The 22,425-nt window shown below is 44.9% G+C and carries 23 protein-coding genes; 13 read left to right on the top strand and 10 right to left on the bottom strand.

Features of this window, described 5'->3' with window-relative positions:
- The first annotated feature begins 465 nt into the window (after nucleotides 1-465).
- The 6 genes from ACYVC2_RS10090 (at nucleotide 466) to ACYVC2_RS10065 (ending at nucleotide 5,399) form a co-directional block, all read left to right on the top strand.
- Nucleotides 466-1,179: a hypothetical protein gene (locus ACYVC2_RS10090; RefSeq protein ID WP_461102183.1), complete on the top strand. Its 714-nt coding sequence runs from the start codon at nucleotides 466-468 to the stop codon at nucleotides 1,177-1,179.
- A gap of 117 nt (nucleotides 1,180-1,296) precedes the next feature.
- Nucleotides 1,297-1,620, top strand: coding sequence for a hypothetical protein (locus ACYVC2_RS10085; RefSeq protein WP_461102182.1), 324 nt, complete (start codon nucleotides 1,297-1,299; stop codon nucleotides 1,618-1,620).
- Nucleotides 1,621-1,695: 75 nt separating this feature from the next.
- A complete protein-coding gene (locus tag ACYVC2_RS10080) occupies nucleotides 1,696-2,082 on the top strand; it encodes a hypothetical protein (RefSeq protein ID WP_461102181.1) in 387 nt (128 codons plus the stop codon).
- Between the two features lie 38 nt (nucleotides 2,083-2,120).
- Nucleotides 2,121-2,780, top strand: coding sequence for a porin family protein (locus ACYVC2_RS10075; RefSeq protein ID WP_461102180.1), 660 nt, complete (start codon nucleotides 2,121-2,123; stop codon nucleotides 2,778-2,780).
- Nucleotides 2,781-3,943: 1,163 nt separating this feature from the next.
- A complete protein-coding gene (locus ACYVC2_RS10070; protein ID WP_461102179.1) occupies nucleotides 3,944-4,618 on the top strand; it encodes a hypothetical protein in 675 nt (224 codons plus the stop codon).
- Nucleotides 4,608-5,399, top strand: a complete 792-nt coding sequence (locus ACYVC2_RS10065) for a sensor histidine kinase (protein WP_461102178.1) — start codon at nucleotides 4,608-4,610, stop codon at nucleotides 5,397-5,399. Before ACYVC2_RS10070 ends, ACYVC2_RS10065 begins: the two co-directional genes overlap by 11 nt.
- Before the next feature lie 310 nt (nucleotides 5,400-5,709).
- Here the strand turns inward: ACYVC2_RS10065 and ACYVC2_RS10060 are convergent, their stop codons facing one another.
- Nucleotides 5,710-6,186 (bottom strand): hypothetical protein, encoded by a 477-nt coding sequence (locus ACYVC2_RS10060; protein ID WP_461102177.1) that lies wholly within the window; start codon nucleotides 6,184-6,186, stop codon nucleotides 5,710-5,712.
- Nucleotides 6,187-6,445: 259 nt separating this feature from the next.
- Here ACYVC2_RS10060 and ACYVC2_RS10055 point away from each other — a divergent pair, with 259 nt between their 5' ends.
- Together ACYVC2_RS10055 and ACYVC2_RS10050 are read left to right on the top strand one after the other, a co-directional pair.
- Nucleotides 6,446-7,222: a hypothetical protein gene (locus ACYVC2_RS10055; protein ID WP_461102176.1), complete on the top strand. Its 777-nt coding sequence runs from the start codon at nucleotides 6,446-6,448 to the stop codon at nucleotides 7,220-7,222.
- 107 nt (nucleotides 7,223-7,329) lie between these two features.
- Nucleotides 7,330-7,878, top strand: a complete 549-nt coding sequence (locus tag ACYVC2_RS10050) for a hypothetical protein (protein ID WP_461102175.1) — start codon at nucleotides 7,330-7,332, stop codon at nucleotides 7,876-7,878.
- Between the two features lie 163 nt (nucleotides 7,879-8,041).
- On the opposite strand, the gene ACYVC2_RS10045 is transcribed toward ACYVC2_RS10050, so the two are convergent.
- Nucleotides 8,042-9,298 carry a TlpA family protein disulfide reductase gene (locus ACYVC2_RS10045; RefSeq protein WP_461102174.1) on the bottom strand — a complete coding sequence of 419 codons (1,257 nt, stop codon included), beginning with the start codon at nucleotides 9,296-9,298 and terminating at the stop codon, nucleotides 8,042-8,044.
- A gap of 567 nt (nucleotides 9,299-9,865) precedes the next feature.
- Here ACYVC2_RS10045 and ACYVC2_RS10040 point away from each other — a divergent pair.
- Complete coding sequence (locus ACYVC2_RS10040; protein WP_461102173.1) at nucleotides 9,866-11,002, top strand: hypothetical protein; 1,137 nt, start codon at nucleotides 9,866-9,868, stop codon at nucleotides 11,000-11,002.
- A 1,185-nt stretch (nucleotides 11,003-12,187) separates the two neighbouring features.
- Here the strand turns inward: ACYVC2_RS10040 and ACYVC2_RS10035 are convergent.
- The 6 genes from ACYVC2_RS10035 to ACYVC2_RS10010 form a co-directional block, all read right to left on the bottom strand.
- Nucleotides 12,188-12,604 carry a hypothetical protein gene (locus ACYVC2_RS10035; RefSeq protein WP_461102172.1) on the bottom strand — a complete coding sequence of 139 codons (417 nt, stop codon included), beginning with the start codon at nucleotides 12,602-12,604 and terminating at the stop codon, nucleotides 12,188-12,190.
- A gap of 88 nt (nucleotides 12,605-12,692) precedes the next feature.
- On the bottom strand, nucleotides 12,693-13,085 hold the full coding sequence (locus ACYVC2_RS10030) for a hypothetical protein (protein ID WP_461102171.1): 393 nt from the start codon (nucleotides 13,083-13,085) through the stop codon (nucleotides 12,693-12,695).
- 57 nt (nucleotides 13,086-13,142) lie between these two features.
- On the bottom strand, nucleotides 13,143-13,466 hold the full coding sequence (locus tag ACYVC2_RS10025) for a hypothetical protein (protein ID WP_461102170.1): 324 nt from the start codon (nucleotides 13,464-13,466) through the stop codon (nucleotides 13,143-13,145).
- 599 nt (nucleotides 13,467-14,065) lie between these two features.
- Nucleotides 14,066-14,512 carry a response regulator gene (locus tag ACYVC2_RS10020; protein ID WP_461102169.1) on the bottom strand — a complete coding sequence of 149 codons (447 nt, stop codon included), beginning with the start codon at nucleotides 14,510-14,512 and terminating at the stop codon, nucleotides 14,066-14,068.
- Nucleotides 14,513-14,558: 46 nt separating this feature from the next.
- The gene (locus ACYVC2_RS10015) at nucleotides 14,559-14,912 is read right to left on the bottom strand and encodes a LytTR family transcriptional regulator DNA-binding domain-containing protein (RefSeq protein ID WP_461102168.1); all 354 of its coding nucleotides are present in this window, start codon (nucleotides 14,910-14,912) and stop codon (nucleotides 14,559-14,561) included.
- Nucleotides 14,913-15,138: 226 nt separating this feature from the next.
- Nucleotides 15,139-16,902 carry a T9SS type B sorting domain-containing protein gene (locus ACYVC2_RS10010; protein ID WP_461102167.1) on the bottom strand — a complete coding sequence of 588 codons (1,764 nt, stop codon included), beginning with the start codon at nucleotides 16,900-16,902 and terminating at the stop codon, nucleotides 15,139-15,141.
- 490 nt (nucleotides 16,903-17,392) lie between these two features.
- Between ACYVC2_RS10010 and ACYVC2_RS10005 the strand changes: the two genes are divergently transcribed.
- Together ACYVC2_RS10005 and ACYVC2_RS10000 are read left to right on the top strand one after the other, a co-directional pair.
- A complete protein-coding gene (locus ACYVC2_RS10005; protein ID WP_461102166.1) occupies nucleotides 17,393-17,983 on the top strand; it encodes a recombinase family protein in 591 nt (196 codons plus the stop codon).
- 123 nt (nucleotides 17,984-18,106) lie between these two features.
- The gene (locus tag ACYVC2_RS10000; protein ID WP_461102165.1) at nucleotides 18,107-18,529 is read left to right on the top strand and encodes a hypothetical protein; all 423 of its coding nucleotides are present in this window, start codon (nucleotides 18,107-18,109) and stop codon (nucleotides 18,527-18,529) included.
- Nucleotides 18,530-19,530: 1,001 nt separating this feature from the next.
- On the opposite strand, the gene ACYVC2_RS09995 is transcribed toward ACYVC2_RS10000, so the two are convergent.
- A complete protein-coding gene (locus ACYVC2_RS09995; RefSeq protein WP_461102164.1) occupies nucleotides 19,531-19,746 on the bottom strand; it encodes a hypothetical protein in 216 nt (71 codons plus the stop codon).
- Between the two features lie 70 nt (nucleotides 19,747-19,816).
- Entirely contained in the window at nucleotides 19,817-20,500 is a 684-nt protein-coding gene (locus tag ACYVC2_RS09990; RefSeq protein WP_461102163.1) for a helix-turn-helix domain-containing protein, read from the bottom strand.
- 232 nt (nucleotides 20,501-20,732) lie between these two features.
- Here ACYVC2_RS09990 and ACYVC2_RS09985 point away from each other — a divergent pair, with 232 nt between their 5' ends.
- Nucleotides 20,733-20,963, top strand: coding sequence for a hypothetical protein (locus tag ACYVC2_RS09985; protein ID WP_461102162.1), 231 nt, complete (start codon nucleotides 20,733-20,735; stop codon nucleotides 20,961-20,963).
- A gap of 19 nt (nucleotides 20,964-20,982) precedes the next feature.
- Entirely contained in the window at nucleotides 20,983-22,359 is a 1,377-nt protein-coding gene (locus ACYVC2_RS09980) for a site-specific integrase (protein ID WP_461102161.1), read from the top strand.
- Nucleotides 22,360-22,425: the final 66 nt, after the last annotated feature.

The raw sequence follows: 22,425 nt of genomic DNA, 5'->3' as shown, positions 1-22,425 counted from the left end.
GATACTGCAGCCACGGTGCCGACAGTGCACCGAGTTTAGTCGCAAATCGCTCGTTATCATGAATCGAAATACTCACAACATCCCCCCCTAGGTCGAGCATGACCATATAGCCCTGGATGCCCATTCGAGTTGCAAATCGAGTGGCGATCGCCTACGCGCATCCCGTACCCGCTACGCCCCCGAAAAAAACAGATTCGGCGGTTGACCGGGAGAACTATAGCCTTTCCGGAATATCCTTTTTTTAGCCCCGACTTTGCAGTTATTCGGTTAGGGTAGAGCTATATAAAAAAGTTAATCTGGTTAATCCACGGTCTCTAAAGTTGATCAACCTTGGTTAACAGGTTAACAGGTTAACAAGTTAGGGCGCTCGCGAAAAAAACGAGTCCCCCCGCCCTTGACGAGCCGCGCCCTACCCTGCCCACCCCTGCGCTTCTAGTGGCCTCCATGTTTCAAACCTCCAATTTTATGTCTTCGATTCCGCCAAATACCATCCCCCGCCGACCCCTAAGCGAGGTCAAATTCCAGGCTGACCCCATCAACAGCACCTTCCGCTGGGAGCTATACCTGACCCCGGGCAAACCCGGCAACCGGGTGGCCCTGATGGATGGCTATTCCAAGGGGCTGGGCTTTGAGAATACCAACAAAGTCGAGCTGCTCTACAAAAAGCTGATCAACCCCATTCTGCCCTATCTCTCGCGCTGCGATAGGATCGTTATCTGCGAGCAGGACAAAGGCCTGCCCAAGGCCTACCACCCGGTGCTGATCGATCTATACCCCCATGATTTTGCGGCTTACGAGTGGGTGAAGGATTCAGCCTTTCTGATGGATTATCTCAAGCGTTACTACAACGAGTTTATCCACACGGGCAAGCTGCCCCCGCTCGAGGATCGGCGCAAGAACGCCCGCCAGGCGGTATATTTCGCCGATTTGGATCATAGTAAGCATACTTTCAGAACCCTTCAGGAGCTCAAGGATTTCTGCGCGGAGAGAAAGCAGAAGTATTCCAATGAGTGCATGGTAGCCTGGTACTACAAGCATGCCGAGTTTCAGCCCGAGCTTTTCGACGTGGACAACACGGCCGATCTGCAGCACATCATCCACACGGCCAAAACGGGCGAAGAGGCCCAGCGCGCCATCGACTCGATGCATGCCAAATTCACCCGCGACAGCAATCCATAGTCATGGATATGAAGCCAACACCCAAAGCGCACCAATTGCGGTGGTGGCAGTAGATTCTTTAAACGGTGAGCCGTCGAACGAGGTTTTATGTAGCGTACCCTTAAAACGCTAATAGCGATGAACGATATTCATAACAAGTTCGAAGAAGAGCGGCTCGACATCGAAAAGCAACTGACCCAGATTCACGACGAGATTCATTCGGCGACCTCCCTCAATCTGGAGCCCGAACGGATCGAGCATTTGCAGGCATCGCTTAGCGGGCTCATCAGTCGTTGTCATGAACTGGATAAGCTGGCCGAATTTGATACGACAATCGTTTCGGATCAGGAGGACGACTCCGGCTCCGGAGAAGAGGTCAAATCAGACAAAATCAATACCCTGGTGAGTGAATGCAAAGCGTATATGATTCGCATTAATACCCTGAAGGATGGAAATCAATAGACGGCTCGTAAGCTAGCCGATTATTCCGGTTAGACGGGCAGCGCTTCTTTGTCATTCTATGGACCAAATGCAAACGTGAGTGCTTCATCGGGTGGCTTCGTTCTGCAAATGAGCGTTTCCAATATTGCGTGTGGTACAACAGGCGGCACATCTGGCACTTTTTTCATTACCAACTGCGGAGGTGGCTACTTTGCTGTCGTTAATAATCCAGCCAGCGATCAGGTTTCGGCATTGTTTGACGCAGCTGACAATGACCAGCAACTACCCGATATGCTTCGGCTGTCCAGTAAAAAAAAGGGTACTGTTAAAGAAGGTAAAGTTCGGGGTCACTATTCAAGCCAATCCGTAAAGGATGGTTTACGGATTGATCTTGACGTGCATTACCTATCACGAGGCACGTATTATCTGCAAGGAATATACAATTCGGAAAAAACGGAATCAATTAGAGTTTTACTGCAATGAAAAATCCTTCATTTAGTCACACGATAACGATATGGTGCATGGCTGTTCTCCTGATCCTAAAAGGCACGGTCGTCTTAGGACAGCCTACTGTCGGCGTTAAAGTAGGCCTTAAAGCGGGCTACAATCTGGCTAACTTTATTGAACCCCAAACCGGTAGTCCGGACCATTTTCTGCCCGGATACACCATTGGCTTAGCCCTCGAAAAAGGCGTCTTTCAGCCCCTTCGGTTGTCGGTAGCTATTGATTTATTATACTCTAAACAGGGTAATCAAACGCCCGTTCAAGGAGCTACTGTGTACCCAATCTTTGATAAGATAATTTATCGACATGATTATGTGTCTTTACCGATCAAAATAAAGTACAAACTTAAACAGCTACCGTTTAGCATTGGCGCAGGAATACAAATAGGTTATCTTATCCATGATGTCAGAGAGTTTCACGTTCCACCGGGTTATCCTGCCGTCAATGGCAGCGGTCCCTATTCGGATCCATTTTTGAAGAAGTTCGATTTGGGTTGGTTAGCTTCAATTAGCTATCCCGTCGGTGACCATATTCAGATTGAAGCTAAATACTACCGCAGTATCAATGATTTAAATAAAGGCTTAAGTGGGCCCGATCCGTTGACGGGACAGACTGTCTTGCAAAGTCGCCTTTACAATCAATTAATCACGGGTAGTCTCAGTTACTATTTTAACTGACAAAAAAATGTCCGGTCATGTTGACCGGACATTTTTTTAAATGCATAGGCTTTTGTATTTATAGTACTACATTGAACGGTAAGTTTAATAAAAGGCAGTAGTAAAGACCCCATTGCCTCATCTGGCAGTGTTTGAAGAGAGGATTACGTTTACTAACTCTCAACTCCCATTTTCTAGCTCACAGACTTTTCCAACAGCCACTGCAATTATGTTAACTTAATCGGTTAACTATATAATGTCTGGCCTTTGCCATAAAAGTAAAATTGCATCATAAACTCATCCTCAAGACGGGAAATGAGATGTTGATTCAAGAGACGCCAATTTGAGATTAATAAACGAAGAAAGGTACGACCGCGACTAAAGCGGTTACCCCTTCTTGTGAAATGGGCCTTTTTCTAAGAATAGAAATGGGTAGTCACAATAGCCGGCTCTTTGAAAAAAAGCCCGACCGAATACGGGGATTCTCCCGTTGCTTACAGTTGGTTAATCAGTCATTTTTGGGCAATCTAACCTTTATAATTATGTATATGTTCAAAATAAACATTCTTCAACTGGGTCTACTTATCGGACTAGCCTCCTGTGGTCAATCGACTGAAAGCTCTAAAAAGGAAAATCCCCAAACATCCCCTGGGTCTGAATTGGAAGCAGAGCCCAACGCTGCTAAAATACCAGCGGTTCTCCTTACACTGGATGAAGCGAAGATTAATTACAAGTCATACTCAGATAAAGTAAAAGCCAGAGTTTTACCCCAACATAAATGCAATAAGGAAACAAGGCCATTGAAGTATATTCGTATACCGAAGGGACACATTGAGGAACATATCCAAATTGCCGAATCACAACTGCCTGAACCAAACAGTAACTATGCTGGTATACGGATCTATCCCTATCTAGATTTAACGAATGTTCCTGGCACACCTAAAACCTATCGATACCTACTATGCTATACAACCCTAATCGATGGCGATTCAACCAGGCATCGGGATAAAAAAGACAATTTCTATCTAATCTCAATACCTGTCGATTTTGATTGGTGTAAGCTGTGGTCAACCACCATTGGCAAGAAACTACACCCTACTACCGTGGAGATAAAGTCTGCGCATCACACGTGTGAACCCGATTGCCCACCAGGAGACCAGGCCCTGCTTAGCTTTTAATCATTTATGTCACTTATCGCCTTTTCGTTTTCTGATCTAACCACGGTTGGGCTCGCCCTTTGCTTTTTAATTGGCCTCTTTTTCTACCAGCGTATAGTCAATCCAGCTATACGCTGGTTAATTATTTACTCAGGTGTTGCCCTTCTTCCTGATCTTTATTATCTAATTGCTACTGATCCTGAGGGACTATATATGCGTATCTTTTACTGCATCATGTTTCCTTTGGAATATGCTTTATACGTCAACATTTTTTATCCCGTCTACAACGACTCTTCTAGACTAAGTCTACTATTAATCACCTCTATAGCTGGCATTCTCTTCTACGCAACACTTATTGTACTGACTAGGATTGGCGAGCGTACCGCTGCCCAAGATATTTTTTGGGTAACTAGCATCGCCAGCCTGCTACTAGCTCTTTTATATTTTCAGAGGATTATACGAAGCGGCCAAATCGTCCAGTTAAACCAAGAGCCGCTTTTCTGGATTGCTACAGGTATTTTGTTTTTCTATACCGGAAATCTGATCGCCACCGGCTTTTATCACCGGCTTTTGGTGCATTCGAAAACACTGGCTAGAAATCTCTACTACCTAAACTACCTACTTAATATCATTCGCTATATTTTGTACAGCATAGCCTTCTACGTAGCTGCCTCCACCGAAGTCCAACGCGATGAACGATAGTTTCCTACTTCTGGCCGTCATCAGCACCGTTGTTTTTTTACTACTGGCTTTCTTCGTTGTCAGCTTTTCCCTTTTGTTTCAACGACGACAGCAACAAAATCTTCGGGAAAAGCTCGAGTTAAAAGCAGCCTACGAAGAGGAGTTGCTAAAAGCCCAACTGGAAGTACAGGACCAGACCATGAAGCACCTGGGGGAAGAGCTTCATGACAACATTGGCCAGCTGTTAGCCGTCACCAAGTTATATCTCGTATCGTTGGAAGATTTGACTCAGCAGGGTGAAGCGTTCGAACTTGCCCAAAATACCACTGGAGTCGTTGACCGGATCATCCAGGATGTACGGGCATTGACAAAGAGTCTGGATAGTAACTTCCTTCAGGAATTTGGCTTGGTCGATACCCTCGCTGTCGATATTGATCGGATTCAAAAAGCTGGCCGGGTCTCAATTGAGTTAAGTACGAATGGGGCAATCGTTTCCCTGGGAACCCGTCGTGAAATTGTGATCTATCGAATCATCCAGGAAATGCTCTCCAATGCCCTTAAGCATTCCCGCGCTAAACATATTCAGGTTGATCTCGACTATCAACCCACCTTAGTCTCCCTCCGCTTTCAGGACGATGGGGTTGGCTTTAATTATGAAGCCAAAATAAACGGCAACCTGAGCCAATCCGGGGCTGGCCTTCGTAACATCGAACGTCGGGCCAAGCTCATTGGGGGTTCGTGTTCGTTTCAATCGGCGCCAGGCAAGGGAACGACTGTACAGATTCTTCTTCCGGTTCCCTAAGAGTCGTCATCACGGATGTGGTACATATGTGTGTTACCGACCAGCCCACTTTCGGATTTCATCGGCCCGATCGGCTCAACTGTGGAGAAAGTGCACGGTTCATTGAAATACTTACCGTCGGGTAACTAGCTGATAACCACAATTACCATTTTGGCAGGTAGATGATCAGCTAAAAGCTGGATCGAGTTGGCCAGAACGATTGACTATCCTCAACTCTTCATTTATAGCTAATTATTAGCGAAGTGAGCAAATCTCACTTCATGTTGATAAGCCGTTTTACGCAAAATCCGTCGTATACAAACGGTTTTTGCTACCCTTGGCTCGGCAGCGGTACACTTGTTAAGGAAACGAGTTTCCAAGAGTACCCTATTCGCTGCATCAGCAAGGTTTGCCGAGTTTTCTGAAACCAAGGATTCATCCTAGCGCTGTACTTCACTGAGCAAGTAACGGTATAGTAGTCACTGGACATCGGTGTAAATTGCCAATCCCCATACTCGACTCGATCCGCTCGTTTTAAGGTTGAATCAGGACTGGTTTGGATAAACTCTTCTACTTTAGTAAGACCCTCATAAGCTGTGGCTTGCATACCATCCTTTGTTGCTCGGAAAAATAGTATCCGCGTATAAGGTAGAGGAGCAACAAACGAAGTCAGCCAGTTGTGATTGGGATTTTTAGCTGCAAAATTGAATCGAACGATTGACCTTTTGATTGCTTCCTCATCGTCAGAATTTTGAGCGAAGCTGGTTAAACTACAGGCTAGAAAACCAATTAGTAAGAAGCGTTGCATATTAAGTAAAGGGGTTAGACGTAAAATAGCCGTATCAATAAGTGGCTTGTTTAGTGCTAAACGTTTGAAAACGAGTTTACTATATATGAATTCGCCAGTAGATTAGCACACGCAAATGAGGGAAGTATGAGTTGTTAAATAAGTACCGTGGCTATCACAAAAGAAAAATTGTGTTTTACACGTCAGGTGGCTAACTCAGCCCTATAACTAGTCGTACGATAACCTTCATTTTGATGGCGTATAATTTGTTGACAGTCAAGTGAGTATTTTGACAGCTGACGATCATCTTTCTATTGCTTCTCAGCTTCTTTACCCATTGATCTACAAAAATGCCATGATGACTGGATTCTATCGCTTCTTGATCGCTACACTACTCAATGGCGCCCTGCCCGGCAAACAATACTGGTCCGTTTACTCACCGTCAACTCACAGCCAAGGCCATTCGATCTTTCAATTCGATCAGTTCAAGAAAGGGACGGTTATGTTTAGGAATCGAACCAGCCGCCAGGTACTGCTGAATTACAACCTCATGCAGGGTCAGTTGCAGTTCATCCATGACAATGGCGATACGCTCCTGTTCACAAATAAATACTTGATTGATAAAGTCGTAATTGATCATCAGGTGTTCGTAGTAGGAGTTACCGACCAGGATCATGATCTTGAACTTGTAAATCTGTACTCGGCTGCCAGTCTCGCGAAACTCACCAAGCTTGTGGCAGGCGGTAGTTCATCGTCGTCCTCGAATCAACAATTTAAAGCCAGTTCCTCCTCAACGCCCAGTTCGCTTTTGGTCAGCAGTCAACCCGGCGAGTTTCAATGGCAAAACACAACTCTACCACTAGACTGGCATCGAAAGACGGTTTATTATTTGATTGATGCCAATGGGCGGTCTTACCCGGCAAGTCAAAAAAGCCTCCACCGCCTTTATCAGCGGCAATGGTCAACAGTACGTGCTTACCTCAAAGCACATTCTATCGATTATTCGGATCTGGAAGATATAAGCCACTTGTTAGCTTTTCTTGATGGGAAGGATTGATTGGGGTTTTTGCAACCGCCACCCTAGCTATAGAACAAAACTTGAAATAATACAAATAATATAGTGATCGGCAAGTTGCGTCTTTTTTCTAAAACAGAACGATTAAAATGTCTCCTAGCATTGACCCTTTCATTTTAAATCAGTTTAAAGCAATATCACTTTTTACTGAATGCGGCAAACCGTTTAAAGGCGAAACACCACCTTTTAACTTTGAGCAAATAACTGATGTAGAGACTGTCAATAAAAATTTAATTTCTAGTAATTGGGAGAACTTTATGCTCGAAGGTAAAAATGTCCTGAACTACTATCTGCAGAATTTTTTTCGTAACAAAGAACAGGAAAAGGAAGCCTTACGCTGGAATCAGATAGTTGATCATTACAAAGAACAACTATCTGATTTAGAAAATTTTACAAAGGGATACCTTGAAGCGTCTGGACTTAATAAAATTATGCTCCATGACATTAATTGGATAGTTCTTAATATGTGTATGGAGAATCATTATCGAAAGCTAGATCCGAAAATTCCTATTCTATTTTTGAATATGTTACCCATTTATACTGCTGGTCATATTCCCTGTGGTTGGCAGGGTGATGTCAAACGGAAAACCGACAGGAAAGCAATGAATATCTCGGAAGGTGTTCTTTTTATCTACTGAATGATCAGCTTACTTTCTCAAGCTCGTAAAGGTGAAAAGTACAAATTTTTCTACTAATTAAATTGTACTTTTTCAACCCCTAATCTATAACTATACATAAAGAGAATAAAGTTAGAATCTCGAAAACTAAGGGCTTCGCTGTATACCGAATTAATACAAGGAGCTATTGAGTTAGTAAAGCCTCAATCTCTTCTTTGGCACCGCCACTGGGACGACGGCAATTGTTCTTGACGATCTTACCTTCTTGATTGATAAGTACGTAATGGGGATACGACTTCACATTATACGTAGTCAGGAGCGTATTTTCCCAGGACTTGTTGGCATACAAGTTCACCGTTTGTAAGTGGTACAACTGACTTACCTTGATCCAGTCGGGGCGTGAGCTCTTGACACAGATATTGACTATTTTAACCGGCTTACCCGTAAAGTACTTAACGAGCTCGTTTTCTAGGGGCATTTCTTGACGACAGGGAGCACATCCTGTAAACCAAAAACTTAAGTAGATTACTTGACCTCGGAAGTCTTTTAGGTAAGTCAAGGAATCGGCTGGATTATCCAGGGCAAAATTAGGCGCTAGCTGATTGGGTTTAAGTGTGTAAGCCTCCCGATAAAAGCTTTTAACCTGGTCAATCCATCGTTTGTTGGTGAACTTAGGATAGTACTTGGCTACCAACTGTTCGCCCCTGGTCGGAAGTCCTGCTAGATATTCACTCAGCAGCCGAGCCATAAAGATGTCCCAAGATAATCCTGACAGATAAGTGGACGCTAGATTTGGGAGGTAGTTAGCGGCTTGCTTGACCCGTTTCTGTTGAAAGTACAGATAAAAAAAGTAATCCGTGAGAAAGTGCTGGTAGTCGACCAAATGCGCTGCTGAAGGATCGTTGAGCAGACTGGGTGTAATAAACTGATAGAAATTCTTCGGTGCTGCATTGGCACTATCTACCTTAATAAATCGTCGGTAGGTGACGGCATTGGTTCGATAGGCTGCATCACTGTAGAGGATCTGTTGCCTTTCTTTCTGGACAAACCAGCTAGGTAGCGAATGCCGTTTGAGATAGTTATTCAGATAGGCCCGCTCTACTTGCAAAAGAGAATCCATCTTTTGCTGGTATACAGCCAAGGTAGGCGTTTCGTTGGCTAGACGCGCTCGACTAGAGGGCAGTACTACTTTCAACTCTCGTGCCTGATCAAAGTAGTACTGATTGATTGACGCGTAGCGTCCCTTGAACTGATACGCTTGCCAAGGGTTAGGGTGGCTTAGATCCAGTGAAAGAAATAAGGTATCATCAGGGACTAGATAGATGGTAGCGCCAAAGTTATCGATCGCGAAGTACCCTTTTTGGGGCGAAGCAATTTCATAGCTGATGCATTTCTCATGGGTTCCAGTCAGTAAAGAATCGTCAAGGCTAAATTCGCCCATATATGGGAGAACATTGTCTGAATATGTTACTAGCGATCTTACTTTGTGGTTCGTATGGTAACTGATCTTTAAGACCGCTTTGCTACGGGGTTTGATTGTGAAGTCAGGTGTCGGTTGGGCTGAACAACAGGTAATAAGCCAATAGCAAAGGATACATAGCAGTGGTTTCATGGCTATTCATTAAAGATTTAGCAATATAGCTCGATTAATAGCTCTCTTACTCACACTGGTTCTTAAAGAGTTATGTATTTTTGTTGTATAAGTGCTGCGATTAGGGTCCGCCGTTACGACCGTCCGCGGTTGCGGTTGAAAAAGTCCAAAATCTACGGCCTCTAGTCATCAAATGAGCCTTTTATGATTAATTTTTGACTTGAAACCGGATGGTTGTTGCGGGAAATCGAGTATACTAAAGACTTTTACAATAGCCATGTAGATTATACTTTAGATCTGATTGGTAATATATGCCTCTGTATGCTTATAAATGGAAAATTTATAGTCCCAAGATTATATCTCATCACTGGGACCGATTGTAGAAATAAAGTATGTCGTATAAGCTTTTGTATACTCATGAGCTTATTATTGTATAGATGTGGAAAGCCAGAGGCAACGCCTGCTCAGGTGACGTTCAATGAAAACGTTTCCTTTAACGGTTGGGGCAGTGGAGGACCTTATTACACTTCCACTCGAAATCACCACTATAAGCTGACTATTGATGGATCAAACAACGAAGTTGTGATCCAGTTGGCTTCGTCTACATTAGACTTAACTTATTTTATATACTCGGAAGCTCAATATCATTCCGAAAATGCTCTTCCTGATATTAATTATACTATTGACGGACAAAAGCAGCAACAGATAGTCTTAAAGAACCAACCTGTAGGCAACTATTTTCTAGTTGTAGGAACATCCCAAATAGGTGATTTAGGGGATTACTCTCTGACTATTGATGGTATTAATATAAGGCCTTCGAAGATTTCTTTTGAATTTTTAGAGAGTTCACATCAGATATGGTCTGATGAGGGTAGCGGAGGATCGGCCATGGGAAACTACAAATCTGTTGAATTCCTGTCGGAGCTAAATCCACGATATATATTTACAGTTAATCAAACAGATTCTTGGGTAGATATAGAGCTGATAGGAGAAAAAGGGGATGTCAACGGAGCTTTATATGACCAGCAGGGCAAACAGCTTTATACTTATGGAGAACGCCATGCAGTGCCAGCTGTACATAGTATACATCATTTGAGAGCCGGGACTTACACTTTACTTGTTGGAAGTTACTACAAAAGTAATTTAGGCACATTTACACTTCGATTAAGCGGGCACACAAGCAATTTGAACAGAAAAGCGACACCCCTGTCTTCGTTCAATGATAGGTGGACACAAGATGGATCATTTGACTATTTCCAAACAAAGTCAACGGGCAAATCCCATCTCTATCAAGTCGATCTTGAAGCTGATTCAACCATACTTGATATAGTCTTAACATCTGGTCAAGACGTTTCTACTAACCTATTTTTAGTCGATCAAAACAGAAAATATTTAAGTGATGATCAAGCTGCTTCCAAAGCATCAATCATAGCTAGCTTAGGAAAAGGTCGTTACTATGTATTAGTCACTACAACTACAGGACTAGGGGGACTATCAGAAATTCCCTACAGGCTTTCTATCTATGGCTATGTAAAGGAAATCAAGAGCTTGTAATGTTTTTATGGAACACTTTTTAAAAAGTAGCGCCAATATGATCTAACCGCTGGTTGGGACACGTAGTCAGAAGTAAGTGCGGATGAACGGTTATCCAATCTCCGGAAGTGGTTGGAAAGGTACAAAAAAAGAACTTCAATTGGGGATCAGCAGAAGCCCTTTTCGATTGGAAAAGCGGAGCAAGTACAATTGTATTAAAATACGATCAATAGTTTTTATTGGAATTCGTCTGTCGAAGAAAAATAGAATAACATAAAATCAGTGGCTGTTGCAAAAGTCCGAATGAAGTCAAATGAACCTGATTTACGGGTTTGTTCAGGGTCATTCGCTAGCTAAAAATTAGCTGTTTATAAAGCAAGTTCGCGTTTGTCTCGACTTTTGCAACAGCCACCCAGATTATACAACAAAAGAAAGCCGCCTAAAACTATGAGCTTTTCAGCATTTTCCCTGTTTTATGGTATTATACTCTGGCTGGTTTTTGGCCAAAAGACGCTGCTCCGTCAGCTAAGCGATAGAAAACAAAAAAGTCCTTTCTGGAAAGGGTTATTCAATTACAGATACGCGCTACTATCGCTTGTGCTCAATATCGTTTTAGAGTTGGCTTTTATTCTGTACAAAGTAGTAAGCAGTTAACATATTGCCACTTATACAACAAGAATGTGTTGGAAAAATTTAAATGAAGTATGATATACTCTTGTCTAGTCTTATGGAGCTTCCTATTTAGAATTTATAGTATCTCAACTGTCAATATTTCAGGTAAGTATTATAGAAAGGAGGCTGACTTAACTTACCGAATTGAATTAGAAGCAGACTATAGTTTCTTCTATTGTAAAAACTATGATGGGTGCATAGAGTATTCACGTGGCAAATGGACTGTCAATGAAGATACGCTGCTGTTAAGATCGGGTGAGCCACCAAGGATTGTAGAACAATCATTAATGCGTGGTCAGTATCTCTCTTTTACTAAACGGCTATTGATCAAGAAAAATGAATTATTAGTGATAGAAGGAAGCGAGCGTTTATATAAAGTAGAAAAATATAAAAAAGATAGATAACTCGTATGGAACGTTAATTCAATATTTCTATATAAAATCGAATAACATAATCGGAGTTATACAACGACTCTTGAAAAAATGCCAGTGGTGACATACTATGTCACCACTGGCATTTTTGTATTTGGCTAATTTATTTAACTGATACTAATAACTCCTTTATAGAGGTAGCAGCATTTAATCTGTCAAGTAATACTTGTTTTGTTCTACCCCAAAAAAGCCGAGTTGCGCCAGGCGAGTTTAGCTTATCTAGTATAAATTGCTTAATATCTTCAAAATCATATCGTTGAGTCTCCTCAAGAGTGTATTTTATTTTGATAGATGTGCCCTTAAAGAAAGGATGAAACCCCCACAGTCCTCTGTATCCTGTTTTCTCCACGTCTTGAATTTTATACCCTTTGCCAAGGGAGTCTATCAGCTGAGTTTTTTTAAAGACTCTTTTTTTTAGCAGTTCTCCGGAAGTGTAATGTATTTCCTTCTTAGAATCGAAGTAATACAGCATACTCTTACCTTCGGAAAACATAATTATAGGGAATTCCACGTCATCCATGAAAGTTGATCTATTTCAAGAGTCGTTGTATAACTCATTTTATGTTATGTAAATCAGGCAAGAATTCCCTGTTTGAAAATACTCTCTGTTACTGAGAATAAATCAATTCTGATGGCCAACCTTCAGGCGGATTCATTGCTAGACTATCAGCGACTGGAGTTTTCCAATCGACTTTAAAAATTGAGTCGCTCTGACAGCTTACATTAACGAAATATTTCTTACCTATATGATACCCACTTGGGTCGTAAATGGGTTGGTAAAAACTAGTTATAACTCTATTCTTATAATGGAATTGAATCGTTCCAAATTTTCCAGTTTTCTTATACTGTGTATCGATTAGCCTAGCTACTGCTACCTTATAGCATTTTGAAATGACATGACGGTTATATAAATCCCTAATAGTAATATACAATATCATTCCAATGACAAAAGCCAATGCCAATAGGTTAGGCCAAGTCCATCCATTTAGCATTTTTTTCATTGCTTGTTATGGCCATTCTAATTTGTTGTATAAGTGCCGTTATGTTAATCAACATACTTATATATCTTTCTCGTGACCTAAATCGGCAACTTTACAACCCGTTCGGGTAATGATTAATAACCCAAAATTATCTGATCCACAAGAGCTCGCTTGGTTGCCTGATTTATCATAGCGTATACACTCTAAATTGGTAATTTCCCCTTTATTATTTCGACTAACGACTTTTACCTCGGCTTTTACTCCATATTGCTGGAGGGCTTGGCGCTCAGTCTTCTTGATCTGACGATCAGATGATGTTCTTGTGACTTTAACAAGTGGTTCATCGAGGTTATTTAGATTTGTGGTGAACCATGTCAATAGCAAAACGATAGCGATCTTCATCTTATTTAGGGTTTAAACTGTTGTATAATCTCCTATATGTTAAGCGAATATAGCTAAATACTTACTTTTCAAGTTGTTGCCAACACTATGAGTAAGTAACATAACTGCTGCTAAGGCTTATAGACTTAGATCTGTTCACTGATGAAACACTCGGTTGCTTTCTTCGCTACTATCAGCTTGAATGCTCTGACGCTGGCCGTTGCCCTGGCGGCTATAAGTAATCACTTTGTGGGTTGGCTAGAAGCCGGGGTAATTCTGAGTGGGCTGTTGCTTCAAGGCCTACTTTGCTGGACTGGACCAGCCAGAGTGAATTGGCTAGTACAGCACAGCATTGTAGGGCGATTAGCTGTACTTGGCGGTATTACGTTGTTAGTTCTGGCTACCTCACCCCATCGAAGTGTGCAGAATCTAAGTTTGTTATTGGGTACTTACACCTTGCTCTCAACCTTACTAAGCCGGAGTTCTAAGCTTGGTTTGTGGAAACAAAAGTGAGGGGTAAAGGCGCTTTTTTCTCGAAGCGACTAAAGAGTATTTTCTTGGAAAAGTTTCTTAACATAAAAACTCTTATACAACTTGACTAGAAAAGTACAATTTATTATCTACTTATTTTCTTCCCCGTCAAACCATAGTTTGGGGGTGGTGGCCGTCTCATACCAGTAGGCGCGAAGTTGCTCGGCATAGGCCTTCCAGTCTGAGTAACTAAACGGCTTCAGGGTGAAGGCACTGGCTCCTCGCCCATACGCTTCTGCTTTAACCGTCTGGTCTTGGCCAGCGGACAGAATCACAACAGGCAGTAAACGCCCCTGCGGATGCCCCCGCAGCAAGCTCAGAAAATCAAGCCCACTCAGCTCACTTCGTAGATCGATATCCAGTAGCACCAAGCGGGGACCCCGGCCAAACAAGCCTTCTAGGTAAGCAGCCGCTTCAGTGAAGCTATTCACCACGGCTAGTTCGGCCTCTGGAAAGCCTAGGCTGATCGCCCGACGAAAGATATCGGATATAACCGGGTCATCATCGACCAGTAGAAGCGGAAACGGAAGCGTCATTTATCGTTGAAAAAGACAAAAATACACGTTAGAGTAAGGTAAACGGCTAATTCGTTTCCGCTAATCGTTGAAGCACCGACTCGATTCGACGGCGAGCCACCGAGAATACTACATCAGGACCTAACTCAATCGATAGCGATTTAGCTCCCTTTTTATGGACCCGGCTAATGAAGCGAGGATTGATCAGGACCGCTTTACTAACACGCACAAAGTGGGGCAGTTGCTGCTCAAAGTATTTTAAGGTTTTGCTCACTAAGAGCGGATTCAAGCTATCCTGTAAATAGATGAGTGTGTAATTACCACGGCCCTCCAGGTAGATTAGATCGAACAGATCTTGAATGTGCCGATAGGCTGGAATTAAGCCTTTGTTGGAGGTGTCTGGGGGTGATGAGTTGGTCAACGTAAACTATGCCAGGCCAATGAGTTGTGCCCTGTATGGGTGAGATTCAAATCACTGCAAATGGTTTAATGGTCAGTAGTCGATTGATAATCAATTTATTTTACAGACCTATTCCTAAACCACGCTTGCGGCTCTGCCCGTGTTGAATGCCAACTTCCCGTTGGGGATCAATTCCATCTTTTTAGCCTGTAGCGGCTAGTTGAGCGCCTTCATCGGTTTATTTCCCTTAATGAATGACCGTTAAACTACCGCTGTGCTGACTTACCTGGCCACTAGCCGACTCCAGCATCAGTTGATAGGCATACACGCCCGTTTGTACCAACTCGCCCTTATAGCGGCCGTCCCAATTCATCAGCTTCTCTAAAGGCGATTTGAGTTCCTGATGAAAAAGGAGTTGACCCCATCGGTTGTAAATACTTACTTGACGAACTCGGCCTAGACAGGGGTCCACGATGACCTGGAACGAATCATTGAGGCCATCGCCATTTGGCGTAAAGCTCGTGGGGACATCGAGTGAGCACGCCAATACATCCACGTGTAAGGGATAGATCATCTGACAATCCGTGTTAAGAATGCGCACCGATAGTTGATAGAGTGTCGGGCCAATGGGACTGGCCCAGGTAAGCGGGCAGGTTGGACAGGATAATCCCGTTTCGGGTAACCAGTGATAGCTGTACTGGGTACCGATGGGTGGGTTCACCCCTAGTAGAAGGCTATCGCCTTGCCGCATCACCGTATCATGGGGCGGGATGAGATCGATTTGTCTGATTTCCAGATGAGTTGTAACCAAACTATCACACAGCGGGGCTGGCCGGACAAGCCGGGTGAGATAGGTGCCGGATTGTGTATACACACGATCCCCAACTACCAGCTGACTACCAGCACAAAGCGTGACTTGTTGAGTGGAACTGGGCGTCGGCAGGACGCTTAGTTCGGTAATCAGCAGGCTATCACAACCCCAAGGCCGATGAAACACCTGACGATAAGTACCCGGCTGGGTGTAGAGTGAGTCTCCGATCCGATACGACTCACCAGCGCAGAGACGTACCTGCTGAATGGTAGGAATCTGAACTTGCTCGACTTGGTAATCTAATCGTACGTTCGTTTGACAAGTGGGATTGAGCGCCGATCGGGATGTCACATCAACCCAGTATGGCGTACCCAGTTTGGGGCTTACCAAGATGGTCTCGGTGGTATCCCCTGTACTCCACCGATACTGATCAAAACCGGCCGGAGCGGCCAAGCGAATCTGACTACCCTGCGGACCACAGATGGATGAAGCCGAAAGGGTGGTTGATAAACACTGGGCATCAAAGTAAGCATAGCCGAAATGTCCACCCTCGGTACAGTCATGAGCGGTCACCTCCAATTGGAGCGTCTGCCCGACATAAGCCCGTAAATCCAGTACATGGCTTGTCCAGTTGCGATACATAAGCCGCTCGGAGGGCTCATCCGACGGTTGATAAACAAAGCCAGCGGTTTGATTGGTGGCCACGGCCTCATAGTAGCCGCAAGGAAGGGTGTCTCCGGACGGGCTGCGCACCAGTAGACTAAAGCCGGGTTGCTGCTCGGGCCGGTGATTGGGGTTCTGGAGCACAACGGCCAGTTGGTAGCGTAGTAAAGGCTTGTCGGCGGGCACCACGAAGCTGGTTCGTAGCTGATCGACATAGCCCCCCGCTTCCAGATCGCCAATGCGAACTGAGTGCTGACTGCCGGGTGCCACCACCGGTATCCGTTCTCGAACATTGGGATCAAACCCATCGCCAGTACTGGTGATGGTATGGCCGTATTTGCCGTTCTCTGGGTGCAGGCTCCCTAGTGCCATTTTGTAGGTGAGGGGGAAAATATAGGGCGATACTTCACCGGTCCAACGCTGCCAGCCCTCAAAACTTCCTGCTTCAAAGCCAATCGTTTGGCAGTCTACCCCCTGGCCGTAACTGGCTAAGGGTAAGCTTAGAGCAAGCCAACTAACGACCAGAAGCCGAATCATAACGCTGATTTTTGTAGAAAACGCTTAACTAGAAAAAACAGTATAGGACGCTATTTTGGAGCTACCTTTTCAAATTCGCTTTCCAGGCTTGGGCGTATTTTTATCCAGCTCATCAACGCTTTGCTGGCCGTGTCCAGCTCGCGCATAGCCGGCATTTCCTGTTGATGTGACTGCACCTAGAATACTAGCCCTGCACCCATCACTATCAGCAGACTAAATACCATTTGGGCAGATTGCTAGCGGGTAAACTCGATTCGGTTCGCCCGCGCATTGGCTTGGCTGCGACTGACTCGATTCGGTGAGCTGCTGCGTTCCGCTTTGTCATGTTACTACTACAGCGCCAATCCTTCCGGTATGATAAAACGGTCGGTTTATCACTCTGCTGAAGATGCTTACGAATCCGCTCCTTTTGGCGTAGAATTGGTTTGATAATCTGGTACGAATAATCTAAGTTTGATAAACTCGTTGGAAAGCTCCAAAATCAAACTAGATGGCCATCATTGCCTATGCCCGCGTTTCCAAAGATGAACAGAATGCCGATCTGCAGCTGGATGACCTGAAGCAGCACGGTTACGATCAGCTCTATTCTGAAAAAGTGTCCGGTGCTAAGAAACAGCGACCCGAATTCGATCAGTTGTTGAAATCGCTCCGAAGCGGTGATCTGCTGATCGTATGGGATATCGACCGGATGGGACGCGATACGGTCGAGATGATTCAGACCATCGATAAGATCATTGCCCTGAAAGTGGGTTTCAAATCCCTTTCTCAATCCTTCATCGATACGACGACTGAGAGTGGCGTGTTTATCTTCAAGCTCTTTGCTCTATTGGCCGAGCAGGAGCGTAATCGCCTGGTCAGACGAACCAACGCAGGCCTGGCTGCTGCGCGCGCTCGTGGCCGAATCGGCGGTCGACCAAAGGGCTTATCAGCGACGGCCGATATGAAGGCCAATGCCGCAAAGACGCTGTACCTGGACGGCAATGGCCCTGGCGTCATCATGAAGCAGCTGGGCATTAAATCCAAGCAGACCCTCTACCGATGGCTTCGGCTCAAAGGAGTTGCCATCGGGCAAGTGGTATAATGGCAATGGGTTAATTCCGGCCAGTGAACGTTTAAAAAGCTTATTGATCAGTAGATCAGTCGACCATCCACATTACTGCAGTAATCACAGTAGTTGTAATGTATTTTATCGGTAAAAGCAATCATGTTTAGATACATAAGTCCTGAAGCGGCTGGGTGGTTGGGTAAGCAAACGATCGCGGACACGTCAAACCATCCCATAATTGTTCACAAGTTGGATTTTGAATTCGACGGCTGGATGGGCGATGATATTCTGGCAACGGTTGCCTGTTACATCGTTACGGAACGACTAAAGCAGGCCATCGAAAAGCAGGCGTTAACAGGGGTTGTCTTCGACGATGTCATCATCTCAAAAAGTAAGACGTTCAATAAGCGTTATCCTGAGCCGCAATTACCAACATTTTACTGGTTGAAAGCGGTCGGCGTACCCCGAGAAGATGATTTTGGGCTTATCGACGATTACCAGCTGTTGATCTCCCATGAAGCGTTTATGCTCTTAAAGGAATTTAATATTAAGTACGCTAAATTTCAGAATGATGATGTATAGGCTGCTTATCTATTGGTGAATTGATATTGATTCGACCCGGTGCAACCACACGTTAGAGCGTTACTATGCTCAGCTAACGTGAGTAATCATTCATCTCCAAACCTATAGGCGGCTAGATAAATAGTTTGTAATAGATCATTCAAACTTTCTCAAATAGGAGGAGAACTCCATACCAAGGACGAACGAGAGTAGGCAGAGACCAATAACGATATAGAGCATAGTAAAGATATTGAGCTAGATAATAAGAAGTAAAGTTAAGTACGCTAGCCAAGGAACTGGATCGATTCATTGTAGCAGAGTATTCTGCTTTTATAGATAGGGTCGGTATATTTTTATAATACAAATACTGCAATCCATTGATGGCCAAAAGAATTGCACCATCGGCATAAGTCAATATCTCCCCGTTTATAAGCTAATCATCTAGTCGATTGCGCTAAACTCAATTACCCCGCCAGTCTATTTAGCCAACGGCATGGCTTCTTTGCCTAACCACACATCAATCAGTTGACTACTAAGTCCGCAGGCGTTGATGGGTACATCTGAAGCGGTATCTAGTTAGCTCAATAAGCCATCTTACTCGATCCCGCTAGCGTGGTGAACCAGACGTACAAATGGCACCCCTATCATATATGCATGGGGTGGGGTACCCTGCAATTGCACTGCGCCGGTAGTGCGTGGCGGGGTCTGGAAACCCAGAAAAGACGATATTTTAAAGTTTTTCACCGGTCGAGGCCTATAAACCAGTCAGTTAGGCCAAAAAAGTTGAAAAATGGGGCAAAATTTTTCTCGCAGATTTGTCACGCTTATTCGTGCAATTCGGCTGATGGCCAACACATTAAGTACCAAAAACACCAAAAATACAAATTGAACGGTTTTTGAGCGATTTTATGAATTGCACACCCAATGTTGGTGCAATTCATAAAATACTGGGGGCGCAGTAAGCTAAAACTAGGCTTTATAAGGTCGCTGCAGAAATGATCAAGCCACTAGGGCAATTGCACTTAATAGCGCACATACCACTGTTTCTCCTGGGCGACAGTGAAGCCGCATTTTATCAGGAGTTCTTCCTGGATCTGCATCGATAGAGCTTGCTGTTTAAACCGGTGGCGAAGCTGGCGACGGTACTCCATGGAATAGCCACTCTTCAGGAAGTGCTCCAAGTAGTCATCACTCGTCAGCAGAAGCCGAATCGCCTGGCGGGTTGTTAGTTTTGCCATAAACTGTTGTAAAATAGATGCCGTCAGTAGAAAATCCGCCTCCGTTGGACTAGTTAAGGCTACACTAATACTAGGTAAATAGCCCCCCATGTTTTTGGATCAACTCTTTCGTTTTCCGCTCACTGTGCTTATAGAATAGGGTGGCTTCTCGTCCCGACGGCCCAATGATATCGCGCTGAATGTAGTTCCTAAATAGGACATAAAGCTTGTTGTTGTGGGCGTACCAGCTGTCAAATATCTTGTATAATTCTTGATCGGTGAAGGTTGTATAATACAAGCCATACTCGTCGGTTTCCTCGTGCGTGGTGACGGTACCGAGTTTAAGTTCTTCGCCCGTATCGTCTATACTCCGTTGGAATTCGCTGGTAACCAGCTGAAGTTTTCGTTGTAAGGATTCGATGTAATCCTGCATCAGATCACGCGTGCGTTCCAGGGCTTGCAATTTCAGGGATGATTCCTTGGCTTGATGAATGGTAAGAGGATTTGGCTGCGATCCGTTTTCTTCTCCCCAGTTGAGTAATTCGGCCAGAGAGACCCCCAGGGCTTTGGCGATTTTTTCAATTAACTCGAAGGACAACTTCTCGCCCCGGTTTTCCATGCGATTATAATTGGACCGTTCCATGCCAATCGTATCCGCCACCTCCGTTTGACTGATCCCTTTCTCCAGGCGGATCAGCTTAATGCGAAAGGACACTTTATCGGTGGTCTGAATGGATGGGGCTTTGCTGGGCCGCGGGCGATTGGCTTTGTCCATGTGTCAAATTTTAAACGTTTGTGCAAAAATGAGTCATTACCGGGTAGAATACACTACCGTTTATTCATAAATCGACAAGCGATCTTCTATATATCTATCCTAGATTTCAGTAAAACGTATACATCTAGAGGTATTTTTGGCTAAATCGTTACTCGTTTTTGTTGCTTTTGTTATTCATAATCATATTTTTGTGATGATTTATCCAATATAGTATCAAAACGAATAATTAGCAATGATCACAGCATCCTCCCCACCCGTTCAACGGCTGATTACCCGTTTTGAGACCAAAACAAACCTTTCGTTCAGGCCCAGAAAGGCCTTTTTCAGTGCCATCCAGATTAACGCGCATCGCTTTGCCCTGTTTACCAAGGGCCAGAAACGGCCGGACGCCGAAGAAATCAAAAAGCTGGTTGCCTTCTTCGGTCAGTTTTTTCCCGTCAAGGCGGAAGATCTTCTCTCCTAATCGATCCCCTACTACACCGATGGATAAAAGCATTCGATCAGCGCTTCGACAAAAAGCCGCCGAGGCCGCCAACGGCTTTGTGGCCCTAAAATGCCACGTGAATTTTTTCGCCTACAAAAGCGAGCGTCTGGATAAGCGCAAACAAAGGATCAGGCCGGTAAAAAGTAGGTATATCCGCTTCCGGGTGGCGATTGCCGGTATGCGCTCATCAGAACGATCGACGAGCATTCGGGTGGCTAACCCACACGATTTTGATCCTCAAACCCTGCTCATCAACGGAGATCCCATTAGCTCGGCCCGGCTGGTGGCGCTCAAAGCCGATGTAGAGCGAATTTTTAACGAACGACTGTATCTGAAGCGGTCGCTTAACCCCATCCACATTGCCGATATGGCCCTGGGTCTGTGTGGCCACGAGGATGAGCACTTGTATACCACAGCCGTTAATGCTCAGGGGGTCAAAGTCGCTGTGCGCGGGGCTAAGCCCGTAGCGCCTAATGTGCTGGGCGCCATTCAGCATTACCTTGACCAAAAAGCCCTGCTGGTCGGCAACGGCATCGCCCCCGTGAGCCTGCAGCGCTACCGGCAATACGGCGTCCTGCTGAGTGAGTTTATTAGCCAGACCTATGGGAAACATACCGCCCTGGACGAGCTGACACCGGCCGTGGAGTATGATCTGCTGGGCTTTTTGAAAGGGGCCCGCAAGTATGTGCACAACTACGCGGCCAAGATCATCCACTTTTTTAAGTCCATTCTCACCTACGCCCATGCCCACCGCTGGGTCGATCGGAACGTGCTGGCGGGCCTGCGGCTCACCCGCCAGCGCAGAGAGGTGAAAACCTTAACGATTAGCGACGTAGAGAAGCTGCAGGCAGGGGAGTTTGCCGAGCCCACGTTAAACCGGGTCCGCGACATTTTTCTCTTCTGTTGCTATACGGGGCTGGCCTACACCGACGTGAAGTCCCTGGCTCCCGAGCACATCGTGGAGGTGGACGGGGTGGAGTGTATCCTCAAGGAGCGGAATAAATCGGGAGTACCCTCGTTTATTCCCCTGTTTCCCGAAGCCATAGCCATTCTCAACAAATACACCGATGACGAATGGCTTCGGGTAAGCAACAAGCTGTTACCCGTGATTTCAAACCCCAAGATGAATGCCTCGCTCAAGCTCATCGGTAACATTCTGGGGATTAAGGAGTCGCTGCATACCCATCTGGCCCGCAAAACCTTCACCTTACTGGCCGAAGAAAAGGGCTTCGATCTGGGCCATATGGCGACCATGCTGGGCCACACGCGCACGAACATGACCGAGCAGCACTACTACAAACGTAGGCGAGATCCGGTGCTCAAAACGTTTAAACAGCTTTATCGGAACGTCGACATCCAACGCCTGGCGAGTTGATGCCTACAAGGGTCGACCTGGGTTTGGCTGGCCTCCCCTTTTGCTCATGCGCTTTAAGGGTCAAAC

Source organism: Spirosoma koreense (genome assembly GCF_054777875.1).
Note: the sequence above shows the minus strand (reverse complement) of the source record. Positions and strands in the feature narration are given on the sequence as shown.

Bases quoted from the DNA above. Each gene is read 5' to 3' on its own strand.
- ACYVC2_RS10085 (WP_461102182.1), top strand. From the start codon at position 1,297: ATGAACGATATTCATAACAAGTTCGAAGAAGAGCGGCTCGACATCGAA.
- ACYVC2_RS10010 (WP_461102167.1), bottom strand. From the start codon at position 16,902: ATGATTCGGCTTCTGGTCGTTAGTTGGCTTGCTCTAAGCTTACCCTTA.
- ACYVC2_RS10040 (WP_461102173.1), top strand. From the start codon at position 9,866: ATGAGCTTATTATTGTATAGATGTGGAAAGCCAGAGGCAACGCCTGCT.
- ACYVC2_RS10005 (WP_461102166.1), top strand. From the start codon at position 17,393: ATGGCCATCATTGCCTATGCCCGCGTTTCCAAAGATGAACAGAATGCC.
- ACYVC2_RS10070 (WP_461102179.1), top strand. From the start codon at position 3,944: ATGTCACTTATCGCCTTTTCGTTTTCTGATCTAACCACGGTTGGGCTC.
- ACYVC2_RS10030 (WP_461102171.1), bottom strand. From the start codon at position 13,085: ATGAAAAAAATGCTAAATGGATGGACTTGGCCTAACCTATTGGCATTG.
- ACYVC2_RS09990 (WP_461102163.1), bottom strand. From the start codon at position 20,500: ATGGACAAAGCCAATCGCCCGCGGCCCAGCAAAGCCCCATCCATTCAG.
- ACYVC2_RS09995 (WP_461102164.1), bottom strand. From the start codon at position 19,746: ATGGCAAAACTAACAACCCGCCAGGCGATTCGGCTTCTGCTGACGAGT.
- ACYVC2_RS10020 (WP_461102169.1), bottom strand. From the start codon at position 14,512: ATGACGCTTCCGTTTCCGCTTCTACTGGTCGATGATGACCCGGTTATA.
- ACYVC2_RS10025 (WP_461102170.1), bottom strand. From the start codon at position 13,466: ATGAAGATCGCTATCGTTTTGCTATTGACATGGTTCACCACAAATCTA.
- ACYVC2_RS09980 (WP_461102161.1), top strand. From the start codon at position 20,983: ATGGATAAAAGCATTCGATCAGCGCTTCGACAAAAAGCCGCCGAGGCC.
- ACYVC2_RS10075 (WP_461102180.1), top strand. From the start codon at position 2,121: ATGGCTGTTCTCCTGATCCTAAAAGGCACGGTCGTCTTAGGACAGCCT.
- ACYVC2_RS10050 (WP_461102175.1), top strand. From the start codon at position 7,330: ATGTCTCCTAGCATTGACCCTTTCATTTTAAATCAGTTTAAAGCAATA.
- ACYVC2_RS10090 (WP_461102183.1), top strand. From the start codon at position 466: ATGTCTTCGATTCCGCCAAATACCATCCCCCGCCGACCCCTAAGCGAG.
- ACYVC2_RS10065 (WP_461102178.1), top strand. From the start codon at position 4,608: ATGAACGATAGTTTCCTACTTCTGGCCGTCATCAGCACCGTTGTTTTT.
- ACYVC2_RS10045 (WP_461102174.1), bottom strand. From the start codon at position 9,298: ATGGGCGAATTTAGCCTTGACGATTCTTTACTGACTGGAACCCATGAG.
- ACYVC2_RS10000 (WP_461102165.1), top strand. From the start codon at position 18,107: ATGTTTAGATACATAAGTCCTGAAGCGGCTGGGTGGTTGGGTAAGCAA.
- ACYVC2_RS09985 (WP_461102162.1), top strand. From the start codon at position 20,733: ATGATCACAGCATCCTCCCCACCCGTTCAACGGCTGATTACCCGTTTT.
- ACYVC2_RS10035 (WP_461102172.1), bottom strand. From the start codon at position 12,604: ATGGATGACGTGGAATTCCCTATAATTATGTTTTCCGAAGGTAAGAGT.
- ACYVC2_RS10060 (WP_461102177.1), bottom strand. From the start codon at position 6,186: ATGCAACGCTTCTTACTAATTGGTTTTCTAGCCTGTAGTTTAACCAGC.